We start from the raw sequence: 23,953 nt of genomic DNA on the forward strand, positions 1-23,953 counted from the left end.
GCAATGTTTAGCGCGCCTGAATCACATGTTCCTGCGCTCTTGCGAAGAGCCATTCTTCTCGCAATAGCCGACGGATTTCCGCTGTCGTGTCTTCGTCCAGCTGTGCCGGAAACTTGGACGTCACCGCAAAGATCTCGTATGAGGCGCCGTCTGCGGAGACGAACGGACCCAGCAGGTCGCCCGGCTCGGCATTGAACACCTTGGCCTCGATATCCGCCCGCAACTGTCCGCGCATCACGCGGCCGATGAGTCCGCCTTCTTCGCGCGTATCAGCGAGGGAATGTTCGCGCGCCATGTCCGCGAAGCTGTCGGGATCGTCGTTGAGATAAGACATCATCTCTTTCGCGCTTCCTTCGGAATCGAGAACGATATGACGCACCTCGATGCCGTCGAATCGCGGCGAATTGAGTTGGAAATACTCTTCGATGGCGCGTTGCGTGCCTACCTGCTCCAGCATCTTCTCCTGGTACAGCGTATCGGTGATATAGGCCTCGAATTCGTCGAGGCTCACATTGAGCGCGTCGAGATAGTTGTTCATGTCCGCTGCGCGGTGCAGCCCGCGAATGCGCCGGAACTGATCGGCGCGGGTCTGTATCTCGTCCGCCGTGAGCGTGACGCCGGCCTTCTTTGCCGCGCGCACCGTGAGCTTGTCGCGAACCAGTTGCTCGACGAGTCCGTCGAACTGTCCATTGAGTTTCAGGAGCCTGAGAAATTCGTCGACATCGACCACTTCATCGTCGATTCGCACAATCGCCGTCATGTCGTTCTCCGTTCGGTTTAGCCCGCTAGCCTGCTACGCTTCGGAAGGGATCGAGCCCGAGGTCGATCAGTCGCCGCTCGCGCACCACGATTTCTGCGGAAGCCGTCATGCCATAGCGAAGCGGATATCGCGTACCGGCAATCTGGTAGTAGTCGCGGTCCAGCGTCACTCGTCCTTCATAGACCGGCTGCTTGGCAATTGCGCCCGGCTTCGTCGCTGGCGAGATGAAGGCGAGCGTGCCGTCGATCACGCCATATCGTTGATAAGGAAACGCATTGAATTTGAGTTTCACGCGCTGTCCTTCGCGCAGGAACGCGCGATCATGCTCGGCGATCTCTATCTTCAGCACGGGCCGCGCATTTGCCGGCGCAATACCACCGAGCGGCGTGTTCGCCTGAATCTTGTCGCCCGGCTGAGTCGACGTTACGTCCGTGACCACGCCCGACACAGGGGCCAGAATCAGCAGAAAGTTGTCTTTGTCGATGCTCTCGAAGCGGATGCGCGCAGCGGCGTCCGCGACGAGACGCGCGGTCTGCAATTGCAACCGCAGCTTGTCTTCCGTGCTCGTCACCTCGCGCATGGCCGACTCGTATTGCAGCCTGAGGCTCGTTGCTTCCTGACCGCTCGTTTCGAGTTGCGCCTTCGCTTGCTTGAATTCATGGCTCAAGCGAAAGTCGAGTTCAGCGAGCTTCGCCTGTTCGACGCGATAAGCGCCATCCGCTTCGAGATAGACGTTGCGCTTCGCTTCCACTTGCGATTCCGACACGCCGCCGCCGCCCGGCAAAGCGAAGAGTCGCGCGAAGCGGTCGAGTTCGCTCTTCGCGGCGTCGCGGGCGCGGCGCGCATTCTCCAGCACGCTGCGCTGCTCCTGGAGTTGCGCCTTCTGCCCTTCGGCGAGCTTGCTCGTGCCTTCGCTCACTCGCTGCTGATGCTGATGTTCCTCCACTTCCATCTGGTCCTTGAGCGCGGCGATTCTGCGTTCCATCAGCAACTTCTTCTCGGGAAACTGCTTCCATTCGCGCTCGGCGTCGTCGAGCTTGAGTTGCGCTTCCAGTGCGTTCGTCGCGGCTTCGATTGCGCCACGTGCGTTCAAGCGCGCCACGACGTCGTCCTTGCGCACCGGTTGCCCTTCCGCGATATAGAGGTCGGCCAGTTCTCCGTCGATAGGCGCGTAGAAGCGCCGCACCTCGGATTCCGGCGCAAGCGTGCCTTGCGCGGTAACGAGGACGTCCGCGTGACCGATGAAGGACCACGCGAGCGCCGCCACGACGAGCGCGACCATGGCGAGCACCACGGCTTGCGTGAGCTTCAGCGGCTCAGCGGTCAGAATCGCGACGCCTTCCGCGCCGTGATCGCCGAGCGCCTCGGAGAATGGCCTAAGGGCCGCGTTGCGCTTCACCGCTCGTCCCTCCAATCAGGTTCAGTTTCGCTTGCAGCAGCGACGGATCCAGCACCATGCGAAGGTCTTGTAGAGAGCGCCGTTGCAGAGCCGCTTCGTCATCGATCTCTTTGCTCAGCGCATTCCATTTGCCTTGATCCGCCGCGCCGTTTTGCGACGCTTGCCTGAGCATGCGCATGCCGCGAACGGAAGCATCCCGCGCATCCGACAAGCGCTTGGCTTGCGTTCGAAAGCCATCCGACACATCCGACTCCAGCCGTTGCGACCCGCCTATTCCACCGTTCGTCCGGTACTGCTCCCAAAGCGTCTGCGCATGAGTCATCAACGCTTGTCCTCGCGCGGCTGCTTTACCGTTGAGCGCTGCAATGTCGGGCGCGATAGCCTTAGCGAAATAGCCGTCGCTCTGCGGGTCGAGCGATTCATAGAACGAAAGCAGTGCGTCTTCATAGCGTCCGGAGCCGCGTGTCTTTCGCAATTCGTCGAACTGGGCGGCCACCGCCTTTTTGTGAGCCAGTTCACTCTGCAAGGTCGGCGTCCAATTGCCCTGCGGAATCTTCGTCAAGAGGTCAATTGCCTGGGCACTGCGCCCATTGCGCCAGGCGTCGGATACAGCGGCGTATTGCGCCATCACAGGTGCGGGCGGCAACTGGTGCGCGCTCAATTCCGCCCACTTGTCCTTGAAAGGGGGCGTCGAGAATGTCGTCGTTCCGATCCAGTCGGCGAGCGGTGCGAGGCTCTTCGCGGTCATCGCGTGCCTGAGGCTCGCGTAGGCATTCGCATCGGCGCGCAGGCGTTCGAGACCGCCCAGACGCGGATACCGGTCTGCATAGTCCTTCAACGCGGCATCGATCGCATCGAGGTCGTCCGTGGCGAGGCTCTTCACGACACTCGCATTCAATCGATCGATGGCGGCGAGATAGACCGAATCATCGCTTTGCAGCTTGCGCAGATGGCTGAGCGCGAGCGCGTAAGGATCGCGAAACTCGGGCATGTAGCCCGCGATGCGGTCCAGATCGCGCTGATGGCTTCCTGCATCCGCTTCCCGATGCTTCAGGATGTCCGCGATGCGCGGTTCGTCTGCGTACATTCGAACGGGCGCGTCAGGGCCGCCACGGCTCATGACGAAACGTTCGAGCTTGCCGATCCAGCGCAATTCATCGAGCATGGAACGGACTTCCGCGTTGTGCTCGCTCAACGCGTCCATCTGCGCGATGATGCTGTCCGCCTGCGCATAATCGCCTTTGCGCAACGCGACCAGCCAACGCGGCACGTCGGCCTTCAGAACGGCCTCTGTGTTCATCGACGCGAACGGCGCGTCGTGCGGATGCATGCGGAGATAATCGTTGCTCAACACCGCAGCTTGCGCATAGTCGCCGCTTGCCATGAGCGACTTCGCGCGGCGCTCGAGTGATCCGGCATGAAAAAGCGCGAAGCCTCCGGCTGCAAACGCCAACAACACGCAGACAGTGACGACGCGTGCCCGCCGCGTGACGCGCTGATCCTCGCCTATGAACGCCCGTTCCAACTCGCGAATGAAGAGAGCCCACTTGCCGCGTTTGAGTTTGACCTCGCCGCGCTGTTCCTTTTGAGCCGAGTCGGCCTGAGCGTCGGCGTTGATCTCATCATCGCCCGGCGCGGCATGATCCACGCAGAAGATGTCAAGAAACGAATGCGCAGAGCCGACGAAAGTCGTCTTGTCACTGTCGCGCTCGTCTTGGGCATCAGGCTGCGCTTGTACCGCCATTTCAGTCAACGTGGATTCGCTTTCGTCGCCATGCAGACTCACTCGATAGACGAAATGCGTGCCGCCGAACGCCAGAGTGTCGCCGTCCTTGAGTGCGATAGCCGAGTCGCCTATGCGTTGGCCGTTGACGAAAGTGCCGTTGGTGCTGCCGAGATCTTCGACGAACGGCGCCCCGCCCTTTTCGAACACATGCGCATGACGGCGCGACACGTAGTTGACCTGATGCGGGTAACGCGGGCGATAACGCGCGAAGATATTGTCGGTCTTGCTGACGAGAAATGGAAACTGCGTGAGTTCGATCGGTTCGAGACCGAGTTCTTCGCGCACCGGCACGAGCGTGAGCGCGACCTGCTTCGCTGCATGAATTCGACGACGACGGGGCACGAATTGCACGCGATACGCGAGCCGGCTACCGAACGCAATCTCGTCACCGTTTCTGACGCGAGCGGGGACATCACGCACGGGCGTGCCATTCAATGTCGTGCCGTTCTTGCTCCCCAAGTCCGCGACATAGACAGAGCCGTGCTCGATGAAGATGCGCGCATGACGGCGCGACAGTTGCGCGACGGCCTCGGGCGGGCTCTCGTCGAACGGCGCTTCGCCGCGGCCGATTGCGAAGAGATCGTCCTCGATGCGAATCTCGCTCAACGCATGCGCCGGCGTGCCGCGCGACGCCGGCTGAAGGACGACATCGAATGCTTCGTCCACGCGCGGTTGCGGTTCGGCTATCGGTTCGCCTGGAGCCATGTCAGTTCACAGGTTGCGTCGGACCGCTGCGAAGCGAGCGGCTGTTCGAAGTGTAAGACACGCATCCGCTTAGTCAATTGCGCATTAGGGTGAGCGAACGCGATCGTGTGGACGTCGTGTATTCCGGTACGATCGTTAGCCATGCGATTCACTCATTCTTTCCAATGGCGGCGCTCTGTACGTCGACCGCCGGCCATCCACCGCCGAGCGCCTTGTAGAGCGTGACCGTGTCCGACAAGATCTGCTGATGATTCGCGAGCAACGCGAGCTGCGCCGCGAGCAGCGTGCGTTCGGTCTCGAACACTTCGAGTTGTGAAATCACACCTTCTTTCAGTTGCGCATCGATCTGCGCGGCAACGATCGTCAGATGCGCGACTTCCTGCTGCAATTCTTCTCGCTGCTTCGTATGCGAATCAAGATTGACGAGCGCATTCTCCACTTCCTCGAACGCATTCATCACCGTGCTTCGATACTGCTGTTCCGCGACCGTGCTTTGCGCTTCGGTGGTCTTTACGTGCGCGCGCACGCTCGGGTCGAGAATCGGAATATTGATGCTGGGTAAGAAGCTGAACGTGAAGGACTTCAATAAGTCCGTCAACGCAAAGCTCGCGGTGCCGCCACGCCCTGTCAGGCTAATCGTGGGTAACTGCGCGAGTTTCGCTTGTCCGACCAGATCGTAAGACTCGAGCACGCGATACTCAGCGGCAATCAGATCGGGCCGCCGTGCAAGCAACTGCGACGGCAGTCCGGAAGGCACGGGCGGAACCTGCACGCGCTTCTGCAATTGGCCGTCGGGCACTTTGAATTCGCCAGCAGGCACACCGGTCAACGTAGCCAGCGCATTGTCCGCAAGGTCACGAGCGCGGCGCAGTTCGAGCAGATCACGCGTAAGACGATTCAGTTCGGCGCGTTGATTCAGCACCTGAGTATGCGGCACAAGACCGTTCTTCTCCATGCCCTCGAATATCGTCAGTATTTTCTGGTTCGTCGCAATAGTCAGCATATGCTGCTGAATCTGGTCATCGAACTGGAGGATCTGAAAGTACGTCGTCGATACATTCGCGACGAGTTCGAGATAGCCGGCACGCCAGTCCGCTTCGCTCGCGCGATACTCGGCTTTTTGCGCCTGCACGCCCTTTTCCACGGCGCCCCAGATGTCGATGTCCCAGTTCACCTGCGTGCCGAGGTTGTATTGCTTCGTGAACGGCTGGCCCGTGGTCTTTTCGAAACTGGCGCCCGCGCCCACATCCATCGAAGGCAGCGCGCCCGCGCGCGCCTCGCCGATTTGCGCACCCGCTGCCTGAATTCGCGCTGCTAGCACCTTGATATCGAAGTTTCCGTTGATGGCCTTGTCGATCAGTCCGTCGAGATACGGATCCTGAAACTGCTTCCACCAATCGGGCCGAATGGTCTCTGCGGGGGCGGCCTTGGGGACGCTTATCGTAGTGAACGCCGTCTTCTCCGGCGTATCGGGCCGCTTATAGACCGGCACGTTCACATCGATGCAGCCGGCGAGCAGCACGGCGGCAAAGAGAATCGCGCATGCGGTCATGAGGCGCGACGAGGGGATCAAAGCTCGCACGATCTGCTCCGACGATCAGGCTAGTACGAGGAATGCGCGTTTCTCCATCACCGCGCTCGGTTGCGGATCGCTCGGCGTCTCGGGAACGACGAGCGATCCGCGCCGCCTTGCGACAGGCGGTTTGATGCAGCGGAGCTCCCCGTGCTCCGCCTCTACTGCCAACAACATGAAACACCTACCCCGCCGTTATCCGGCGTGTTCCTGCTTCACACCGCATACGGCCCATAGACGTTGATGTGGCTCGTGTTGTCCGCTTTCTGATGCGGCGCCACTTTCGCCGTGGTGTCATACGTGAATGCGTTGTTCACGCCGTTTGCGCTGAGCGTGTTCTGCGCCTGGTTAGTCAGTTGCTGCGTAGTGGCGCTCAGATCGAAGCTCGACTTGTAGCTCGGGAAATAGAAGGCGGTGCCGCCGCGCACCGCGGACATTTCATGACGGCCCAATTCGGCGTGATGGACGAGATCGTGGATAGTCAGCGTAGACATGATGTCGGTTCCTGGCTTGAGAGTGATGAATGGTGGCGATCAGCGGAGCTCGAAGCCCGATCCGACGTTGACGGTGCTCGTGTTGCTGGCCTGCTGCTTCGGCGCGATGTGGGCCGCGATATTGCCGCCGAACGCCACGTTCACGCCGTTTTGGCTTTGCGTGTTCTGCGTCTGGCCGATGAACTGCTGCGTGTCGAACGAGAGCTCGACCTTCGAGACGTCATAGCCGGGAAAGTAGAACGAGGTGCCGCCGCGTACAGCCGACATCGCGCGGCGGTCGAGTTCTTCGGTGAGGGGAATGTCGAGGATCGTCAGCGTCTTCATGGTGGTTCTCCTTGGGTGCGCATTGCGCGTCGGGTGGGTTCGAGCAATCTGTTTGCTCGGGCCACTACAATGCACGGGGTATGCCATCTTTGCGCTGTTTCCCGCAATGCTTTGCAGTACAAGGCTTTCCACTCCAACGGTCCAGTGCCGGTTTCCGTTCGCGATCGGTTCAAGACAAACACTTCGGAGTCCGACTGTTTGTCTTTCACCGACACTGGTCACCTGATATAGACCGTGATCTTCTTCGAATAGACGGGCGGATTGTGCGGAATATGCCGGTCGTCGCCCATCAAGAGTTGAAGCGTATGCTTACCCGGCGGCAATTCGAGCATGGTCTCCGTTTCGCCTGCGCCGTAATGCAGATGATTACGGTCGGACGGAATCTCCTGATCCAATGGCGGCAAATCCGTATCGATCAATAGATGGTGATGTCCGGTGTTCGGAAACTTCACGCCGCGCGGAGCGACGCCCATGAACCGCAGCCCGAACCACACGCGGAAGGGTTTTCCCGCCGGAAGCGTCTGCCCGTCGTTGGGATAGCCGATATACGCGTGCGCGTTGGCGGGCGCGGGCGTCGGTCCGCCCGACGCGTGGCTCGCAGGGAATGGCGCGGCCAACGCCGCGGCGAGCAGAATCGAACGTGCGCACGAATGTGCGCCGGCAGTGCGTCGTTTCATGTCGTGTACCTTCAGGATGTGCGCCGGACGGTTTGCATCGGACGAAGCGACGGCCCGGCTCATTTCATCGTGATCGTGATCTTCTTCGAATAAACGGGCGGGTCATGCGGTACATGGTTGTAATCGCCCATGAGCAGTTGCAGCGTGTGCTTTCCGGGCTGCAACTCAATGCGCGCATCCGTTTCGCCGGCGCCGTAGTGCAGATGATTGCGATCCGACGGAATCTCCTGATCCAGCGGCGGAAGGTCCGTATCGATCAGCAGATGGTGGTGGCCCACGTTAGGCATATCGATGCCCTTCGGACACACGCCCATATTGCGCAGGCCCATGCGCACCCATAGCTTGCCGCCTGAAAGGACGGCGCCGTCGGGCGGCCAGATGATGTAAGCCTCTGCGTTCGCGGGTGCCGGGCTGCGGGTACGCCCGGCTGAAAACGACGCGTCCGCGGCCAGCGCCGCTATCGAAGCGAGCGCGCCGAGCACAGTTCTTCTCAGCATGTTTCGGATGCCTCTTCAAAGAAAGGCCGTTCACAGGCCAACGATCAAGCTCTGTGTTCAGATTAGGACGTAACGATTTGAAAAGATACATGCGTGCGAGGGGTCGCAGACGCTGCATGCGGATACCTACGTTTAGGGGATCAAAACGTGGCGGACAGCGTGCTATCGTTGTTTGTGCGGCACACGTGCGTCTCCCTCAACGCCATACGGACAGGGTATGAATATGTGGCGGATATTCTTCGTTGCGACTGTGTTCGTCGCCATGAACGCAGCCTTCGCGCAATCCGGAAAGTCGCCCGCTCCAGTACTCATCGATCACGACGGCTCAGCGCATAGTGTCGCGCTCGTCATCGGCAACGACCGTTACGGCGAAGAGCCGCTGAGCAGCGCGGCCACGGACGCGAGAGACATGAGCGCCGCACTCTCCGCGATGGGATTCGACGTGACGCGCCGCACGAATCTCAGTGCCGATGCAATGCGGCAAGCCGTTCAGTCATTCATCGATCATCTTGGTCCGCGCGACACCGCGTTGGTGTATTTCGCCGGGCACGGCGTTGAGGCGCGCGGACAGGCGCTGCTCTTGCCGATCGATGCAAGCAACATCGAGAAAGGCATCGCAGCGCAGGATCTCGCGGCGCGCATGGCGCGTGCGAGGCCGCTTGCTACGAACATCGTCGTGCTCGACATGTGTCTCGGCTATTCATCGCCTCATGCTTCGGCCAGACCTGTTCAACTTCCGCCGCGAACGCTGATCGCTTTCGCAACGCAGCTCAACGCAGGCGCAGCCGAAGACGGACGCAACGGTCGCTACACCGCGGCGCTTCTACGCGCCTTCGCGAAAGACAAGCAGATGACGTCCGCTTCATTCGATACTGCCGCGTCCGACATTGCCAATGCTTCCCGTGGCGCACAACGGCCGTGGGTGGCATCGACATTGACCGGGCCTGTCACGCTCGGACGCGCAACGGTGGCTCTGCCGGCGATGGCCGAATTTGCCGGCATCGATGGCGGACCGATCCGCATGCGCGGCATTCTGCCGAAAGACAGCAGCGAGCAATACGAACTGGCGTTCTGGGAATCGATCAAGGACAGCACGTATCCGAGCGATTACGAGGCGTACTTGAAGTCGTATCCGAATGGGCGTTTCGCGGCACTTGCGAAGGCGCGCATCGAGCGGCTCAAAGCGACCGCGAGCGCTAAGCCTTCTGTTGCGGCTCCGGCATCGGCTCAAGCATCGGCTCCAACATCGGCTCAAGCATCGGCTCCGGCCAAGCCGGCCAGCCCCGTCGCGAGCGCCAAACCGATGGCACCGACGAACACCACGGCCAAGCCCACGGGCAACGAGATCAAGGACTGCCCGCAGTGTCCGTTGCTCATTCCCATCGTGCCGGGCGCTTTCACGATGGGCAGCAACAACGATGATCCCGGCGAGAAGCCGTCGCATCGCGTGACGCTCGGGCGGCCGTTCGCCATCGGCAAATACGAAGTGACCGTCGAGCAGTGGAATGCGTGCGCCGATGCGGGCGCCTGCACCCGCATCGCGCCGGACAGCAACGCAAGCGCCCCGCCGCCACCCAATTCGCCGATGCGCAACGTCAGTTGGGACGATGCGCAGGTCTACGTGAAGTGGTTGAGCAAGGTAGGCGGCAAGCCGTATCGTCTGCCGAGCGAAGCCGAATGGGAGTTCGCCGCGCGCGGCGGCACGCAAAGCACGTTCTGGTGGGGCGATCAGATGAAAAAAGGCACGGCCGACTGCAAGGACTGCGGCGAGCCGTATCACGCGGATGCGCCGGTGCCCGTGGGTTCGTTCGCGCCGAACGGGTATGGCCTCTACGACATGAACGGCAGCGTGTGGGAATGGGTCGCCGACTGCTGGCATAGCTCATACAAGGGCGCGCCCGTCGATGGCCGCGTGTGGGACGAGCCTTCCTGTTCGGTGCGCGTGATTCGCGGCGGCTCCTGGCGCGAAGGCGGCGACTATATGCAATCCGCCACGCGCTTCAAGTACAGCGCGAGCGTGCGTCAATCGCAGAACGGCTTTCGCGTGGCGCGCGACACGCAGTGACCGCGCTCACTGCGCCGATACCTTGACGATGATCTGCGCCTGCGTATCGCGTTCGATTCTTCGAAGCGCCGGCAACGATGCCTCGAAATCTTCGGGCGAACAAACCTGCTTGCCGAAACGCGCATCCAGCGTGCGCGATACCTGGATCACATTGCTCGCCGGATCGAATACATAGCGCGAGCGATAGCGAAAGAAGCCGCTCGTCAGGTCGAGATCGTCGGGCACTTCGGCGACTCGCATGGTCTTCGGCAGCGCGATCTGCGATACCTCGTCGTATGCGCCGCCCACGCACAGATACGGCTGCGTGCGCGAGCGTTCCGCGAGCCAGTTGCGCGTCTGCGTGGCGATGCCGCCCGACAGGCTCGTGAGCGCGGGCAAGGCGGTCGTGCCGGTCGGCCAGACGACGTCGTCGAGCGTGCCGCGCAGCGTCGTCGCGAACGGGCCGCTGGTCGCGTCGACATCGGTGGTGGTCAGCGCGCCCGCGCCGCGCAGGTTCGTGAAACGCAGGCGGTCCGCGGCGATCTGGTCGCGCCGCTGCGCGCTCGCGAGCCGCAGATTCATACGCTCCAACTCGGCGCTCCATCCCGCGTCCTGCACCCAATACGCGAACGTCGCCTCGCCTTGAGGCGCGACGTCGATCTGAAGACGCGCGGTGCGCGACAACGGCTGCGTCGCGGGCGTGCGCGAAAGCGCGCCGCTATCGACGAGCAGCGTCGGTCGGTCCATGTCCGCGAGCGGCAAGAAGCCGAACTCCACGCTCGACGCCGTGCTGTCCGCGAACATCGCGAAGTCCGGCAGATACGTGATGATGTGATTGATCGCGCCCGCGCCGTAGCCCGGCACCGAAGGCAGCGAGTAAACCGAGCCGAGGCCGATCAACGCGGGCTCGTTGCGAATGCCCACCGCGTCGAGCAGCGCGCCGTACAGCGCGACATGGTCCTTGCAGTCGCCGTAGCGGTTCGCGAGCACGTCCGTCACGCGATGCGGCACGGCCGGACTCTGCCCGATGAACATCGCCACGTAGCGAATGTTGCGGCGCACCCAGTCGTAAAGCGTGCGGGCCTTCGCGCGCGCGTCGGCGTCGTTGGCTGTCAGCGTTTGAGCGAGCGCCCGCACGGCAGGATCACGCGCGCTCGCATCGGCGGCGGACGCGCGATAGCTCGCCGCGAAGCTCGCGTAGTCGGGAAACGTGGAGACCATCAGCCGGTCGCCGTATTGCGCATAGCCGACGGAACCGCTTTCGATGCGCGCGATCTGCTCGCGACGGTAATCAAACACGTAGCGCGTGCGGCCGTTTGCGGTGACAGGCGCGCGCGCGACATAGCCGCGCGTATCGGCGTAGAGCGGCTTCGTCGCGGGAAGGTCGAAAACGAGTTGCTGATCCAGCACCGGCCGCTGTCCCGGCTCGACGTAATAGCCGAACTGGCCGGGAATGACCGGGCTCGCCTGACTCTTGCGCGAATGCAGGTGCACCGTCGAGCCGACGCCCACAGCCGGAAAGATCACCGCGCGCAGCTTCGCGTCCTGGAACGTCGGCGCGCCCGCCGAGCGCGGCTCCTGAATATCGCGGATCTGATCAGACGAGACGTCATGGCGCGCGCCGTTCGCATCGACGGAATAGGCCTCCACGATGTCCACCTTCGACACGCTGCGGTCGTACCAGACGTAACGCTGCGCGATCTCGTCGACGCCCGCCGCCGTGTTCGCGCGCAGCACGGTGCGGTCGTCTTCGCTGACGGAGCCGTCGTCCGCGACGACGAACTCGTGCACGTCGCTCACGACGGTGGACGGCTCGTCGGCGTCGGGCGCCGGCGCGGCCCAGGCGCCGGTCGCAGCCAGGCACAGCGCCAATGCGTACGGGATTTGCCTGAAGAACCGGCTCATGTTCGGCTCACGAGGAAACGCGCGAACGTTCATCGTACCCGAGCCGATGTCGCCGCGACAATCTGTATCACGTTGCGATAGAATTTCACGCTTCGCCGCGGTCCCGACGCGCGATTCATTGACCCTCTCACAAGAACTCATCGCTGAAAACGTGTCGCGCACCGTCCTCTTACGCTGGTTACATGGCTTCCTTCCCGCACCCGTCACACTCAGATGGACCGAACGGCTGCGCGCGGGCGCGGGCGCGCTCATCGGCATTGCGCTGACGGGCGGCATCGCGCGTCTGCTCGTGGGCGATAGCGCGGCGATTCCGTTCCTGATCGCGCCGATGGGCGCGTCCGCCGTGCTGCTCTTCGCCGTGCCCGCGAGTCCGCTCGCGCAGCCGTGGTCGATCATCGGCGGCAATCTCGTGTCGGCGGTCGTCGGCGTGTCGTGCGCCGCGCTGATTCACGATCCCGTCGATGCCGCCGCGCTCGCCATCGCGCTCGCCATCTGCGGGATGTTCGCGCTGCGCTGCGTGCATCCGCCATCCGGCGCGGTGGCGCTGACCGCGGTGCTCGGCGGCCCGTCGATCCACGCGCTCGGCTACGGCTTCGTGCTCGCGCCGGTGGCCATCCAGTCGGCGGCGCTGCTGTGCTCGGCCATCGTCTATCACGCGCTGACGGGGCACCGTTATCCGCACGTCGCGCAGGCGTCGCCGAAAGCGCCGGACGGCGCGGCCTTCACGCGCGCCGATCTCGAAGCCGTGCTTGCGCGTCGCAGCGAAATGCTCGACGTCGATCCGGACGATCTCGAAGCGCTGCTGCGCGAAACGCAGTTGCAGGCCTACGCGCGCCGCTTCACCGAATTCAGTTGCGCGGACATCATGTCGCGCGGCGTCGTGTCCGTGACGCCCGACACGACGGTCGACGAGGCGCTCGCGCTGCTCGCTCGGCATCGCGTGAAGGCGCTGCCTGTGATCGACATGACGCGACGCATTCGGGGCATCGTCACGCGAGCGGACCTCGCGCCCGCGCACCGGTCCGCGCCCCGCGATGCCTTCGCGCGCGCCGTCGAGCGCATCATGCGCGGCCCGTCGCAAGCGCCGGCGCGCGTCGGCTCGCTGATGACCACCGATGTCTGCACGATCGACTCGCGCACGCCCATCGCGGAACTGGTGCCGATGTTCGCGGACTTCGGGCACCACCACATTCCGGTGGTCGATCACAACGAGCGCCTGCTCGGCATGATCACCGAAACCGATCTGATCTCGGGGCTGTATCGCCAGAGCTTCGCGAGCGAGCGCAAGAGCGCCTGAAAAAACGATGAAAAACGCACGCACCCTGACCAAGCCGGACTTCGAGCAGCTTTCCGAATTCCGCTATCAGATGCGCCGCTTCGAGCGGTTCTCGGAGCGCGCCGCGCAGGAAGAAGGCATTACGCCGCTGCAATATCTGCTGCTTCTGCACATCAAGGGCTTTCCGGGCCGCGCGTGGGCGACGGTCGGTGAGTTGGCCGAGCGATTGCAATCGCATCACCACGGCGTCGTGGCGCTCGTCACGCGCTGCGAAGCGCTCGGGCTCGTGCGACGCGAGCAGAGCGCGGAGGATCGCCGGCAAGTGCAAGTGCATCTCGAAGCGCGCGGCGAGCAGGTGCTCGCGCGCCTCGCGGCGCTGCATCGCGCGGAGTTGAAATCGCTCGACGGCGCGTTCCGCGTCCCGCAAATCGATCTTTGAATCTCGCGGAGTTTTCTGGAGTGACAGCCATGAATCATCATAAACGCGACTTTTCCGTGAACGACCGGCTGCTGCGCATCTGCGCACTCGCGGCAGTCATCGGCGGCATCAGCACGCTTGCGGCGGTCGTCCTGCTCGCGCTCATTCATCTCTTCACGAATCTGTTTTTCTTCCAGACGTTCTCCATCGAGGATCGCTCGCCCGCGCTCCATACGCTTGGGGCCTGGGTCATCGTGATTCCGGTGATCGGCGGGCTGATCGTCGGACTGATGGCGCGCTTCGGCTCCGAGAAGATTCGCGGCCACGGCATTCCCGAAGCGATCGAAGCGATTCTCTTCGGCAAGAGCCGCATGTCGCCGAAGGTGGCGGTGCTGAAGCCGCTGTCCTCGGGCATCGTGATCGGCAGCGGCGGGCCGTTCGGCGCGGAAGGTCCGATCATCATGACGGGCGGCGCACTCGGCTCGCTGATCGCGCAGTGCATCGACGTGACGGCCGCCGAGCGCAAGACGCTGCTCGTGGCGGGCGCGGCGGCGGGCATGACCGCCGTGTTCGGCACGCCGGTCGCGGCGGTTCTGCTCGCGGTGGAACTGCTGCTTTTCGAATGGCGGCCGCGCAGCTTTCTGCCCGTGGCGCTAGCGTGCGCCGTGGCCGGCTTCGCGCGGGCGTTCGTGTTCGGCACCGGCGCGCTTTTCCCGATGCAGACGCAGCCCCCGCACATGATTTCGCTGCTGTCGTGCCTCGTCGCGGGGCTGTTGTCGGGCGTGCTCGCGTCGGGCCTGTCGGCGGCGCTCTACAAGCTCGAAGATGCGTTCGGCAAGCTCCCGCTGCACTGGATGTGGTGGCCGGCCATCGGCGGCGTCGTGGTCGGCATCGGCGGATATCTGGAGCCGCGCGCGCTCGGCGTCGGCTATGACGTGATCGGCGATCTGCTGCATCAGCACATCGCCATTCAGGTGGCGCTCGCGATTCTGGCCGTGAAGGCGGTGATCTGGGTCGTGGCGCTCGCGTCCGGCACGTCGGGCGGCGTGCTCGCGCCGCTCTTGATGCTCGGCGCGGGTCTCGGCACCGTGCTCGGCGCGGTTCTGCCGGGCCACGACACCGCGCTCTGGCCGCTCGTCTGCATGGCCGCGACGCTCGGCGCGACACTCGGCGCGCCGCTCACGGCCATCGTCTTCGCGTTCGGCCTCACGCACGACAGCAACGCGCTTCTGCCTCTGCTGGCGGCGACACTCGTCGCCCACGGCTTCGCCACCGTGGTGATGCGTCGCTCGATCATGACGGAGAAGATCGCGCGGCGCGGGTATCACATCTATCGCGAATACGGGGTGGACCCGCTGGAGCGTCACCACGTCGATGAAGTCATGACGCGCGACGTGAACACGATCGACGCCGCGACGCCGCTCGCTGACGTGCTCGCGCGGCATTTCGGGCCGCAGCAGGCGCACCGGGCGTATCCGGTCGTGCGCGACGGGGCGCTCGTCGGCATGCTGGATCGCGCGGCATTGGCGGCGCTCGGCGAGGCGTCGCAATCGGGCGGCATCACGATCGGGGAGGCGCTCGCGCAAAAAAACGATGCCGCGCCTGCCGTCGCGCTGCCCGGCGAACCGTGTCGGCTTGCGGCCACGCGCCTTGCCGTGCATGACCTGGAACGCCTGCCGGTCGTGGCGGACACGGCGTCGATGCGGCTTGTCGGCATCGTCTCGCGCAGCGATCTGGTGAAGCCGGCGCGCGCGCATTTCGACGAAGAACACCAGCGCGAACGCTTCCGCGGCTTTCGGCGAACTCAGGCGTTGCGCAAGCCGTAAGCGTTATTCGACGTGGGGTAGCGATGCAGATCCGCGCGCAATTCCGCGAGCGGGCGCGACCAGTCGCCGAGTTGCGTCTGCCGGTAGAGACGCATGGACGGATACCACGGCGTGAAGCGCGCGCAGTCGTACCAGCGGCAATCGCAGGCCTGCGCAAGCAGCACCCACACCGGGCGATTCAGCGCGGCGGCGAGATGCGCCGGACCGCTGTCGATCGAAATGATCAGATCGAGCGCCTCGAACGCGCGGCCCGTATCGCCGAATGTATGCAGATACGGCGCCATGTCGACGACGCCGTGCGCGTTCATCAACGCGCGCTCGGCGTCCCCCGGTTCGCCCACTTGCAGCGAGTAGAAACGGCAGGTCGTATCGGCGAGCACGCTGGCAAGGTCGGCCAGCTGCATCGAACGATACGGCTCGTGGCGCGCGCCGCTCGCGCTGCGCCAGATCAAGCCGACTTTCGGCCGCGGGCCGTCCGCGTGCAACAGTGCGTTCGCTTCGGGCGCGAGAGGCTTGGCGGCATCGAGACCGATTAGCGCCGCCGGATCGGCTTGCGGCGCGTAGGGCGACGGCTGATAGCGCGCCCACAGATGGAACACGGAGGCGACGCGGTCGCACCGTTGGGCTTCCATTGAACGCGCTTCGACCGTCGGAACCGACAGGCGCACGCGCTCTCGCGGCCGCACGACGTCGCGCCAGGAATCGAACATTTCGATGACCACCTCGCGCGCGCCTTCGCGCAGCAGGGCATCGACATAGCGCGAGAAGAGCACGAAATCGCCGAAACCGCCTTCCATGAGCAGAAGAATCGACTTGCCGGCGACCGGCTCGTCCATCCCGAGCATCTTGGGCTCGAGCCACTCGATCCACGTCCTGTCGCCGCAGAACAACGTATGAAGAAGCGCCTCCACGCATCCGGTGTCACGGTTCGCGCGGTGCAGTTCGTGCGCTTCGTGGTATTGGCCGAGGCTCAAGAGCACCATGATCAACTCTTCGGTGAGTTGATAGCGGCCCACGTTCGGCACTGGGTAATCAAGGCCGCGCCTCAGCCACGCCTGCGCTTCGGCGAACATGCCGAGATAGTTCATGTCGATGCCCATCTGCCCCGCCCACGCGCCGCCGGCATCCGGCAGTGCGGCGATCGCGCGCAGCATGGCTTGCGCTTCGGGCGCCCGCCCGGCCATGCGCAACGCGCGAACGCTGTCGATGGTGACCGGAAGTCGGGCGTCGGATTGAACGGGCATATGCTGAACGAGAGTGAAATGACAGCGCACGATGCCAGATCGGCCGCTTCTTTCGATGTAATAAAAGGTGCCGACTTAAATGATAGGCATGTTGCGGCCGGAATCGATCAATAAAATATCGCTGCTTGTTTGCAGTTTGCGCATATCAGCCGCACGGCAACGCGACTCGCGCCGCTGCCTCACCGTTATCACATGTCATGAACTATCTTCGTCAACGCGTGCCGATTATCGCGGGCACGGCCGCGCTTTTTCTCGTCACGCTTGTCGGAAACGAATTACTGTTTCCGCATTCCGAATACGTGCCTGGCGCTAACTGGATTTATCTGCCAGCCGGCATGCGCTTGCTTTGCACGCTGCTCTTCGGGGAAGCCGGCGCAATCGGCATGCTGTGCGCCGCCTGGGTCAGTTGTGTTTTCCTGTATTTTCCCGACGATCCGGTGCGCTCGCTTTTCTACGGCACCATTTCCGCGCTTGCGCCTTATCTTATTTATCTATTCGCGACCGGCGCGCTCGGTTTGCGCACGTCGTTATCCAATCTGACGGCGAAGCGTCTTTTGCTGCTGATTCTGCTGTATTCGATCGCCAGTCCCGCCCTGCATCAGATCTGGCTCGCCATGCATGGGGAAGCCGCGGGCGCGGGTAAGCGCTTCGTGGTGATGGTGGTGGGAGATTTATCCGGCAGTTTGATCATGATCTACGCGATCAAACTGGCGTTGTGGGTGATGGTGCGAGTCGCGCCGTTGCGGCGGCGTTTGGGTGATTCATGAACCGGCCGAAGGATGGCGCCGCCCGGCTTCGATGCCGGGCGGCGCCTGTTTCACCGCTTCTCTCATCTCTCTCAGGTTCTCGCGTAGCAATCAGCCATATTCAGCAATTCATTGCCAACTCGATTGTTTCGCATCATAGCATTTGCTTATCAGCTTGATAAGTTTTTTGTGCAAGGAGCGTCAGACGCGAACGAGTATGATTCACTGCACTACGATGTCTATTTCCCCAAGCGCTGGAGCAAGCGCATGACAATGACGAAGAAACCGCTCGTCGACGCTTACTTTCGCTTTCTGAATCTCGCGCAGGCCGTGCAGGCGCTGCCTTCCGTGCCGAAGTTGGACGCGGCCGAGGAGCGCCTTCTCGAAGCGCTGACGGCGGCCTGGCACGCGGGCCGCACGCTGACGGTCACCGAAACGATGGCGCTTTCCGTCGCCGGCGCGCCCGCCACCGTCCACCGCAAGCTCACGCGCCTCAAACAGCAAGGTCTCGTCACGCTCGATGAAACCGGCGCGGACTTGCGCACGAAATCGGTGGTGCCGACCGCCAAGGCGCTCGCCTACTTCGAAAAGCTGGCCGCGTGTCTGGAGGAAGCGAGAAAGAAGTAGCGCGCGGGTCCGCGCCGCGCGGTTTATTCTGTGGCTCCTGCACAACGAAAGCGGGAGTCGGAGTCATGAAGCCTCTCAACACGCGGCGCTCGCCCGGCCGGCGCGACTTCCTGCGCGCGACCGCAGCCGCCGCGCTCGCCCTGCCCGGCGTTGGCGCATCCGCCGCGGACGCGGCCATCGAGCCGATGCACAAGCGCCCGATTCCCTCGACCGGCGAGGCATTGCCGGTCGTCGGATGCGGCACCTGGCGCACGTTCGATGTCGGCAACGACGCCGCCCGCCGCCGCGAACTCGCCGATGTGCTGCGCGTGCTGTTCGCGGCGGGCGGCTCGGTCATCGATTCCTCGCCGATGTACGGCAGCTCCGAAGCGGTCGCCGGCGCGCTGCTCACCGAACTGCACGCGCGCGACAAGGCGTTCGTCGCGACCAAGGTCTGGACCGAAGGCCGCGAGGAAGGCATCGCGCAGATGGAGCAGTCGATGCAGCGCCTCGCCGCGCCCCGCATCGACCTGATGCAGATTCACAATCTCCTCGACTGGCGCACGCAGCTTGCCACCCTGCGCGACTGGAAAGCCGCCGGACGCGTGCGCTATATCGGCATCACTCACTACACGTCGGGCGCGTTCCCGCAGGTCGAAGCCGTGTTGCGCGCCGAGCGCGTCGACTTCGTGCAGATCAATTACGCCGCCAACGACCGCGACGCCGAAGCGCGCCTGCTGCCGCTCGCGGCAGACCGTGGCGTCGCGGTGATCGTCAATCAGCCGTTCGGCGGCGGGTCGCTGCTGGCCGAGCTGCGCGGCAAGCCGCTGCCGCCTTTCGCGGCGGAGCTCGGCTGCGCGAGCTGGGCACAGCTTCTGCTCAAGTTCGTGCTGGGCAATCGGGCTGTCACGTGCGTCATTCCGGGCACGGGCCGCCGCGAGTACATGATCGACAACGTTCACGCGGGCATCGGCGTCTATCCGGATGCGGCGCTGAAACGGCGAATCCAGGAAGCCGTCGCGTGACGTTCAACGGGAGAAAGACGATCGATGGGCGATCCGTTCAACCTGCAACGCTTCGTGAGTGCGCAGGAAAGCATCATCGATGAAGCGCGCGCCGAGCTCTCAGCCGGCCGCAAACGCACGCATTGGATGTGGTTCGTGTTTCCGCAGATCGCCGGGCTCGGGCACAGCCCGATGGCGCAGCGTTACGCGATTCAGTCGCTTGCCGAGGCGCAGGCGTATCTCGCGCATCCGGTGCTGGGCGCTCGGCTCGTCGAACTGACGCGCATCGTCAATGGCGTCGAGGGGCGCAGCGTCGAGGACATTTTCGGCTATCCGGACCATATGAAATTCCATTCGTCGATGACGCTCTTCGCGCGCGCCGCGCCCGACGAGCCGCTCTTCGAGGAAACGCTGCGCCGCCATTTCGACGGCCAGCCGGACGAAGCGACGCTCATGCGCCTGCGCTGATTCCGGCGACAGGCATGGCCGTTGCAGCATGCGCATGTCTACTTCAACGGAGCCCGACATGAGCCGATCGCTGAAAGTCCACGACCACGTAAGCTGGAATACGCCGCAGGGCGAAACCACGGGCCGCGTGGTGCGCGTCATTTCCGAGCGCACCACGCTCGACGGTCACACCGTCAACGCGTCGAAAGACGATCCCCACTACGAAGTCGAAAGCGACAAGAGCGGCAAGCGCGCGGTCCATAGAGGCAACGCGCTCAAGCACATATCGCACTAACGGCACAATGGTGGCGGCGCGGTTCATGCAAAAGCCCCGGGAAACGGTCAAACTGCTACCGCGCTTTCCATTGCGCCTTTCCGCAGAACCGTTTTGCCAAATCTTTTGAGGAATCGATATGAACTTGAAACTCGTGGCATCGCTCTTCGCTTCGTCGGCCATCGGCCTTGCTTCCACCCCTTCGTTCGCGCAGGTCGCGGGCGCGCAGCCGCTCGGCGTGTCCGTCCAGGTCTCGACCGCGATCATCGACGGATGGAGCGTCAAGAAGTCGATTCTGAACAAGCCTGTCGTCAATGACGAAGGCGCGCGCGTCGGCGTGATCCACGACATCATCATCGCGCCCGACCGTTCGGTCTCGTTCGCGATCATCGCGGCCAATCAGTTCCTCGGCGTCTCTCACCACGACGTGGCGATTCCGATCGAGCAGTTCGACGTGAAAAACGGCAAGCTCGTGCTGCCGGGCGCGACCAAGGACGCCATCAAGGCGCTGCCCGAATTCCAGTACTCGAAGGTGAAGTCCACGCCGGCGCCGCGCGCCGACGCCGAACATCACTGACCTGGTGATTGAATGACGCAGCGGCGCGGTGGCCGCTGCATCCCTCTTACGTTCGACGGAACTCCTATGTTCAACGCGCTGCTGCTCGACAAGGACGACCGCACGGTTGCGTCCATTCAGTCAATCGACGAGTCGCGTTTGCCGCCGGGCGACGTGCTCGTGCGCATCGAATATTCGACACTCAATTACAAGGACGCGCTCGCAATCACGGGCAAGGGACCGGTCGTGCGGAGCTTTCCGATGGTGCCCGGCATCGACTTCGCGGGCGTCGTCGAGGAGAGTACGCACGCGGATTACAAGCCGGGCGACCGCGTCGTGATGAACGGCTGGGGCGCCGGCGAAACGCATTGGGGCGGTCTCGCGCAGAAGGCGCGCGTGCCGGCCGGGCATCTGATTCCGCTTGCTGCGGGCATCACGACGCGTCAGGCGATGGCCGTCGGCACGGCCGGCTATACGGCGATGCTCTGCGTGGAGGCTTTGGAGCAGCACGGCGTCACGCCCGGCGACGGCGACGTGCTCGTGACCGGCGCGAACGGCGGCGTCGGCAGCTTCGCGGTGGCGATTCTCGCGAAGCGCGGCTATCGCGTCTTGGCATCGACGGGCCGGCCCGAAGAAGCGGCGCGGCTTCGCGAACTCGGCGCGGCGGATGTCATCGACAGACAGACGTTGTCCGCGCCGGGCAAGCCGTTGCAGAAGGAGCGGTTCGCGGCGGCGGTCGATTGCGTCGGCAGCCACACGCTCGCCAACGTCTGTGCGAGCTTGCGATACGGCGGCGCGGTCGCGGCGTGCGGCCTCGCTCAGGGCATGGATTTTCCGGCGACGGTCGCGCCGTTCATTCTGCGCGGCGTCGCGTTGCTCGGCGTCGATAGCGTCTACGTGCCGCGCGAACGGCGCATCGCGGCGTGGAACGCGATCGCTGCGGACGTGCCTGTGAAGACCATCGAGCGCGTCGCGAGCACCATCTCCCTCGCCGATGCGCCGGAAAGCGCGGCGAGCTTGCTGCGCGGCGAGATCAAAGGGCGCGTGATCGTGGATGTGAATGCGTGAGCGCGGCGGGGCGTTGGCGGCGAATTCGGCTGGTAGCACGTTACGACCATCCCACTGTGCGAGGCCGATTGCACGCGCCCCGACACACGCAGAGTCTGCTGCGGGTGAAACGAAGGGGCGTGCTCGTCGATTGCCATGGCGTGCGCGCGGCGCAGCGTGACTCGCAATCCGTGCTTCCGACGCCCGCAGCGATCCTCATCTCGCTCGCCGACGCGCTGAATGCGGCGGGCGGGGCTTCTCGGCGAATCAAAGGGCACGGGTCCGTCAATGAGAACGTGGAGCGCTGCGCGGCGCGGCGTGGACCACCACTCGCGCCGTCGATCGACACTTCGCCATTTGAGTGCGTCGCCCGCCGACGCGCCGGAAAAGCCGTATGTCTGTTTCGCGGCGAGATGGACTGGCGCGCGATCGTGCATGCAAACGCGGAGTCCGACACAGCGGCTTGCCACGCTTCACTTCGCGTTAAAACGTGCTCCATCCGCTAGCATCAGCTTCAGCGCTCGCCGCTGCCTTGCGCACCGGCGCGGGCCGCGTTGCCTTGCGCGCGACGACCGGCGCAGGCGCCGCAATCGCTGCAATCACCGAACCGCCCGCCTCCACGCTAAAGAACGCCATCGCTTCGTTCAGCTTGCGCCCCTGTTCTTCCAGCGCCTGCGACGCGGCCGCCGCTTCCTCCACGAGCGACGCGTTCTGTTGCGTCACTTCGTCCATCTGCGTGATGGCCTGATTGATCTGCTCGATGCCGCGTCCCTGCTCCACCGACGCCGCCGCGATTTCCTCCATGATGTCGGTCACGCGCGCAACCGCCTGCGTGACTTCGCTCATCGTCGAGCCCGCTTCGCCCGCGAGCGCCGAGCCGTCGCGCACCTTGTCGACCGACTCCGCGATCAGTTCCTTGATCTCCTTCGCCGCCGTCGCGGACCGCTGCGCCAGGCTGCGCACTTCCGTTGCGACCACCGCGAAGCCGCGTCCCTGCTCGCCCGCGCGCGCCGCCTCGACCGCCGCGTTGAGCGCCAGGATATTCGTCTGAAACGCGATGCCCTCGATCATTCCGGTGATCTCGGCGATGCGCGCGGAGCTATCGCTGATGCCTTGCATCGTCGACACGACGCGGCCGACGACATCGTTGCCCTTGCGCGCGACTTCCGACGCATTCGATGCCAGCGAGCTCGCCTGCTGCGCGTTGTCCGCGTTCTGACGGACCGTCGACGTGAGCTGCTCCATGCTCGCTGCAGTCTCCTGTAGGGATGCGGCCTGTTCTTCGGTGCGCTGGCTCAGGTCGGTGTTGCCCATCGCGAGTTCTTTCGCCGCGCTGCCGACGGCACCGCCGCTTTCACGCACGAGGCTCACGGTATCGGTCAGGCGCGCGTTCATGTCGGCGAGTGCGCGCAGCAGATCGCCGGTTTCGTCCTTCGTCTCGGCGACGATCCGGCTGCGCAGATCGCCGCGCGCCACGGTCTGCGCGATCCCGACCGCTTCCGCGATCGGCGCGGTGATCGACCGCGTGACGGTGATGCCCGCGATCACGGCGAACAGTCCGCCGAACACGCACAGCGCGAGCAGCACGTTGCGCTGCGCCTGATAGTTCGCCTCGAATTCGCGCACCATTTCGTCGCGGCGCACATTTGTATAAGTCGCGTAGTCTTCGGTGGCCTTCACAAGGCGCGCGAGCAGCGGGCGGCAATCGTCGTCGAGCTTCACGATGGCTTCGTCGTGACGGCCCGCGAGCGCGAGCGCTTCGATGGCGGTCGCCACCGGCCCGTACAGCGCCTCGACGCGCGTCATTTCGGCAACGAGGCTGCGCGCCTTGTCGCTCGTGTCGTTCGCGGACGCGACCATGTCCTGTAACTGTTTGAGGCGCGCCTGCACGTCCGCGTGCGCGCGCTCGACATCGGCCTTCTCCAGTTCGAGATCGGCGGGCTTCGTGACCAGCACGAGATTGCGCGCCGCGATGGCGCGGCGGTCCACGGCGGCGCGGACCTGCGCGGCGACGTCGGCGCGCGCGTTGATGCCGTGCACGTAATGCGCGAAGCCGTCGGTGGCCGTGGACAGCGCCCGCAGCGACATGCCCGCGACCAGCACGAGCAGCACGGCGAGCAATCCGAAGCCGGCAATCAGTTTGTTCTTGATGGTGATATTGCGGAGATTCACGCTTGGGCTCTCTCAGGTCCGGAAAATCGTTGTTTGCATGACGCCCGCGCTCTTCGGCGCGAAAAAAGGACGCGAACGTTTGCTGTCCGCGCGTCGCGTCGCTCTAGATTTGATTACGGCGCGGCGGGCGCGCGTCTGAAGGGCTGCACGTGTCATCGTCGATATTCTGTTCG

General features: G+C 63.9%; 22 protein-coding genes and 1 pseudogene. 11 read left to right on the forward strand and 12 right to left on the reverse strand.

All coding sequences use genetic code 11. From position 1 onward, the window contains the following. Positions 1–7: 7 nt before the first annotated feature. The 9 genes and pseudogenes from JYK05_RS16620 to JYK05_RS16655 all read right to left on the reverse strand — a co-directional run bounded on the left by JYK05_RS16620 (position 8) and on the right by JYK05_RS16655 (position 8,215). Positions 8–760 (reverse strand): peptidylprolyl isomerase, encoded by a 753-nt coding sequence (locus JYK05_RS16620; protein ID WP_206468319.1) that lies wholly within the window; start codon positions 758–760, stop codon positions 8–10. Between the two features lie 25 nt (positions 761–785). Continuing rightward, a complete protein-coding gene (locus tag JYK05_RS16625) occupies positions 786–2,159 on the reverse strand; it encodes an HlyD family efflux transporter periplasmic adaptor subunit (protein ID WP_206468320.1) in 1,374 nt (457 codons plus the stop codon). Continuing rightward, complete coding sequence (locus JYK05_RS26725) at positions 2,137–3,543, reverse strand: hypothetical protein (protein ID WP_371826459.1); 1,407 nt, start codon at positions 3,541–3,543, stop codon at positions 2,137–2,139. Before JYK05_RS26725 ends, JYK05_RS16625 begins: the two co-directional genes overlap by 23 nt. 483 nt (positions 3,544–4,026) lie before the next feature. Next, positions 4,027–4,650, reverse strand: a pseudogene (locus JYK05_RS26730) (FHA domain-containing protein); the annotation flags it as partial. 148 nt (positions 4,651–4,798) lie between these two features. Continuing rightward, positions 4,799–6,202, reverse strand: coding sequence for an efflux transporter outer membrane subunit (locus JYK05_RS16635; RefSeq protein ID WP_206469598.1), 1,404 nt, complete (start codon positions 6,200–6,202; stop codon positions 4,799–4,801). Between the two features lie 236 nt (positions 6,203–6,438). Next, on the reverse strand, positions 6,439–6,717 hold the full coding sequence (locus tag JYK05_RS16640; protein ID WP_206468322.1) for a hypothetical protein: 279 nt from the start codon (positions 6,715–6,717) through the stop codon (positions 6,439–6,441). Positions 6,718–6,756: 39 nt separating this feature from the next. After that, positions 6,757–7,041, reverse strand: a complete 285-nt coding sequence (locus JYK05_RS16645; RefSeq protein ID WP_206468323.1) for a hypothetical protein — start codon at positions 7,039–7,041, stop codon at positions 6,757–6,759. A gap of 218 nt (positions 7,042–7,259) precedes the next feature. After that, the gene (locus JYK05_RS16650) at positions 7,260–7,718 is read right to left on the reverse strand and encodes a DUF4399 domain-containing protein (RefSeq protein WP_206468324.1); all 459 of its coding nucleotides are present in this window, start codon (positions 7,716–7,718) and stop codon (positions 7,260–7,262) included. A gap of 59 nt (positions 7,719–7,777) precedes the next feature. Next, positions 7,778–8,215, reverse strand: coding sequence for a DUF4399 domain-containing protein (locus JYK05_RS16655; RefSeq protein WP_175941598.1), 438 nt, complete (start codon positions 8,213–8,215; stop codon positions 7,778–7,780). 223 nt (positions 8,216–8,438) lie between these two features. Between JYK05_RS16655 and JYK05_RS16660 the strand changes: the two genes are divergently transcribed. Further along, positions 8,439–10,280, forward strand: a complete 1,842-nt coding sequence (locus JYK05_RS16660) for an SUMF1/EgtB/PvdO family nonheme iron enzyme (RefSeq protein ID WP_206469606.1) — start codon at positions 8,439–8,441, stop codon at positions 10,278–10,280. A 6-nt stretch (positions 10,281–10,286) separates the two neighbouring features. On the opposite strand, the gene JYK05_RS16665 is transcribed toward JYK05_RS16660, so the two are convergent. After that, on the reverse strand, positions 10,287–12,164 hold the full coding sequence (locus JYK05_RS16665; RefSeq protein WP_206468325.1) for a DUF3857 and transglutaminase domain-containing protein: 1,878 nt from the start codon (positions 12,162–12,164) through the stop codon (positions 10,287–10,289). 151 nt (positions 12,165–12,315) lie between these two features. Here JYK05_RS16665 and JYK05_RS16670 point away from each other — a divergent pair, with 151 nt between their 5' ends. The 3 genes from JYK05_RS16670 to JYK05_RS16680 are packed head-to-tail and all read left to right on the forward strand — an operon-like array spanning position 12,316 to position 15,684. Beyond that, positions 12,316–13,461 carry an HPP family protein gene (locus JYK05_RS16670; protein WP_206469608.1) on the forward strand — a complete coding sequence of 382 codons (1,146 nt, stop codon included), beginning with the start codon at positions 12,316–12,318 and terminating at the stop codon, positions 13,459–13,461. Between the two features lie 7 nt (positions 13,462–13,468). Then, the gene (locus JYK05_RS16675; RefSeq protein ID WP_175941602.1) at positions 13,469–13,879 is read left to right on the forward strand and encodes a MarR family winged helix-turn-helix transcriptional regulator; all 411 of its coding nucleotides are present in this window, start codon (positions 13,469–13,471) and stop codon (positions 13,877–13,879) included. Between the two features lie 29 nt (positions 13,880–13,908). After that, entirely contained in the window at positions 13,909–15,684 is a 1,776-nt protein-coding gene (locus tag JYK05_RS16680; RefSeq protein WP_206468326.1) for a chloride channel protein, read from the forward strand. Here the strand turns inward: JYK05_RS16680 and JYK05_RS16685 are convergent. Beyond that, positions 15,663–16,928, reverse strand: coding sequence for a glycosyltransferase family 9 protein (locus tag JYK05_RS16685; RefSeq protein WP_206468327.1), 1,266 nt, complete (start codon positions 16,926–16,928; stop codon positions 15,663–15,665). The genes JYK05_RS16680 and JYK05_RS16685 overlap by 22 nt on opposite strands. 197 nt (positions 16,929–17,125) lie before the next feature. Here JYK05_RS16685 and JYK05_RS16690 point away from each other — a divergent pair, with 197 nt between their 5' ends. From JYK05_RS16690 to JYK05_RS16720, 7 genes are all read left to right on the forward strand, one after another. Next, positions 17,126–17,695 (forward strand): hypothetical protein, encoded by a 570-nt coding sequence (locus JYK05_RS16690; protein WP_206468328.1) that lies wholly within the window; start codon positions 17,126–17,128, stop codon positions 17,693–17,695. Between the two features lie 246 nt (positions 17,696–17,941). Further along, positions 17,942–18,301, forward strand: coding sequence for a winged helix-turn-helix domain-containing protein (locus JYK05_RS16695; RefSeq protein ID WP_175941611.1), 360 nt, complete (start codon positions 17,942–17,944; stop codon positions 18,299–18,301). A 65-nt stretch (positions 18,302–18,366) separates the two neighbouring features. Beyond that, entirely contained in the window at positions 18,367–19,305 is a 939-nt protein-coding gene (locus JYK05_RS16700; protein WP_206468329.1) for an aldo/keto reductase, read from the forward strand. 24 nt (positions 19,306–19,329) lie between these two features. After that, positions 19,330–19,752 (forward strand): DUF1810 domain-containing protein, encoded by a 423-nt coding sequence (locus tag JYK05_RS16705; protein ID WP_206468330.1) that lies wholly within the window; start codon positions 19,330–19,332, stop codon positions 19,750–19,752. Positions 19,753–19,810: 58 nt separating this feature from the next. After that, on the forward strand, positions 19,811–20,026 hold the full coding sequence (locus JYK05_RS16710; RefSeq protein WP_206468331.1) for a DUF2945 domain-containing protein: 216 nt from the start codon (positions 19,811–19,813) through the stop codon (positions 20,024–20,026). A 118-nt stretch (positions 20,027–20,144) separates the two neighbouring features. After that, a complete protein-coding gene (locus JYK05_RS16715) occupies positions 20,145–20,582 on the forward strand; it encodes a PRC-barrel domain-containing protein (RefSeq protein WP_206468332.1) in 438 nt (145 codons plus the stop codon). Positions 20,583–20,648: 66 nt separating this feature from the next. Then, positions 20,649–21,629, forward strand: a complete 981-nt coding sequence (locus JYK05_RS16720; protein ID WP_206468333.1) for an MDR family oxidoreductase — start codon at positions 20,649–20,651, stop codon at positions 21,627–21,629. A gap of 462 nt (positions 21,630–22,091) precedes the next feature. Here the strand turns inward: JYK05_RS16720 and JYK05_RS16725 are convergent, their stop codons facing one another. Then, positions 22,092–23,780, reverse strand: a complete 1,689-nt coding sequence (locus JYK05_RS16725; protein WP_206468334.1) for a methyl-accepting chemotaxis protein — start codon at positions 23,778–23,780, stop codon at positions 22,092–22,094. Between the last annotated feature and the right edge of the window lie 173 nt (positions 23,781–23,953).

It is taken from the genome of Caballeronia sp. M1242 (assembly GCF_017220215.1).
Taxonomy (GTDB): domain Bacteria; phylum Pseudomonadota; class Gammaproteobacteria; order Burkholderiales; family Burkholderiaceae; genus Caballeronia.

Bases quoted from the DNA above. Each gene is read 5' to 3' on its own strand.
- JYK05_RS16620 (WP_206468319.1), bottom strand. From the start codon at position 760: ATGACGGCGATTGTGCGAATCGACGATGAAGTGGTCGATGTCGACGAA.
- JYK05_RS26725 (WP_371826459.1), bottom strand. From the start codon at position 3,543: ATGGCAAGCGGCGACTATGCGCAAGCTGCGGTGTTGAGCAACGATTAT.
- JYK05_RS16635 (WP_206469598.1), bottom strand. From the start codon at position 6,202: ATGACCGCATGCGCGATTCTCTTTGCCGCCGTGCTGCTCGCCGGCTGC.
- JYK05_RS16640 (WP_206468322.1), bottom strand. From the start codon at position 6,717: ATGTCTACGCTGACTATCCACGATCTCGTCCATCACGCCGAATTGGGC.
- JYK05_RS16645 (WP_206468323.1), bottom strand. From the start codon at position 7,041: ATGAAGACGCTGACGATCCTCGACATTCCCCTCACCGAAGAACTCGAC.
- JYK05_RS16650 (WP_206468324.1), bottom strand. From the start codon at position 7,718: ATGAAACGACGCACTGCCGGCGCACATTCGTGCGCACGTTCGATTCTG.
- JYK05_RS16655 (WP_175941598.1), bottom strand. From the start codon at position 8,215: ATGCTGAGAAGAACTGTGCTCGGCGCGCTCGCTTCGATAGCGGCGCTG.
- JYK05_RS16660 (WP_206469606.1), top strand. From the start codon at position 8,439: ATGTGGCGGATATTCTTCGTTGCGACTGTGTTCGTCGCCATGAACGCA.
- JYK05_RS16665 (WP_206468325.1), bottom strand. From the start codon at position 12,164: ATGAGCCGGTTCTTCAGGCAAATCCCGTACGCATTGGCGCTGTGCCTG.
- JYK05_RS16675 (WP_175941602.1), top strand. From the start codon at position 13,469: ATGAAAAACGCACGCACCCTGACCAAGCCGGACTTCGAGCAGCTTTCC.
- JYK05_RS16680 (WP_206468326.1), top strand. From the start codon at position 13,909: ATGAATCATCATAAACGCGACTTTTCCGTGAACGACCGGCTGCTGCGC.
- JYK05_RS16685 (WP_206468327.1), bottom strand. From the start codon at position 16,928: ATGCCCGTTCAATCCGACGCCCGACTTCCGGTCACCATCGACAGCGTT.
- JYK05_RS16690 (WP_206468328.1), top strand. From the start codon at position 17,126: ATGAACTATCTTCGTCAACGCGTGCCGATTATCGCGGGCACGGCCGCG.
- JYK05_RS16695 (WP_175941611.1), top strand. From the start codon at position 17,942: ATGACAATGACGAAGAAACCGCTCGTCGACGCTTACTTTCGCTTTCTG.
- JYK05_RS16700 (WP_206468329.1), top strand. From the start codon at position 18,367: ATGAAGCCTCTCAACACGCGGCGCTCGCCCGGCCGGCGCGACTTCCTG.
- JYK05_RS16705 (WP_206468330.1), top strand. From the start codon at position 19,330: ATGGGCGATCCGTTCAACCTGCAACGCTTCGTGAGTGCGCAGGAAAGC.
- JYK05_RS16710 (WP_206468331.1), top strand. From the start codon at position 19,811: ATGAGCCGATCGCTGAAAGTCCACGACCACGTAAGCTGGAATACGCCG.
- JYK05_RS16715 (WP_206468332.1), top strand. From the start codon at position 20,145: ATGAACTTGAAACTCGTGGCATCGCTCTTCGCTTCGTCGGCCATCGGC.
- JYK05_RS16720 (WP_206468333.1), top strand. From the start codon at position 20,649: ATGTTCAACGCGCTGCTGCTCGACAAGGACGACCGCACGGTTGCGTCC.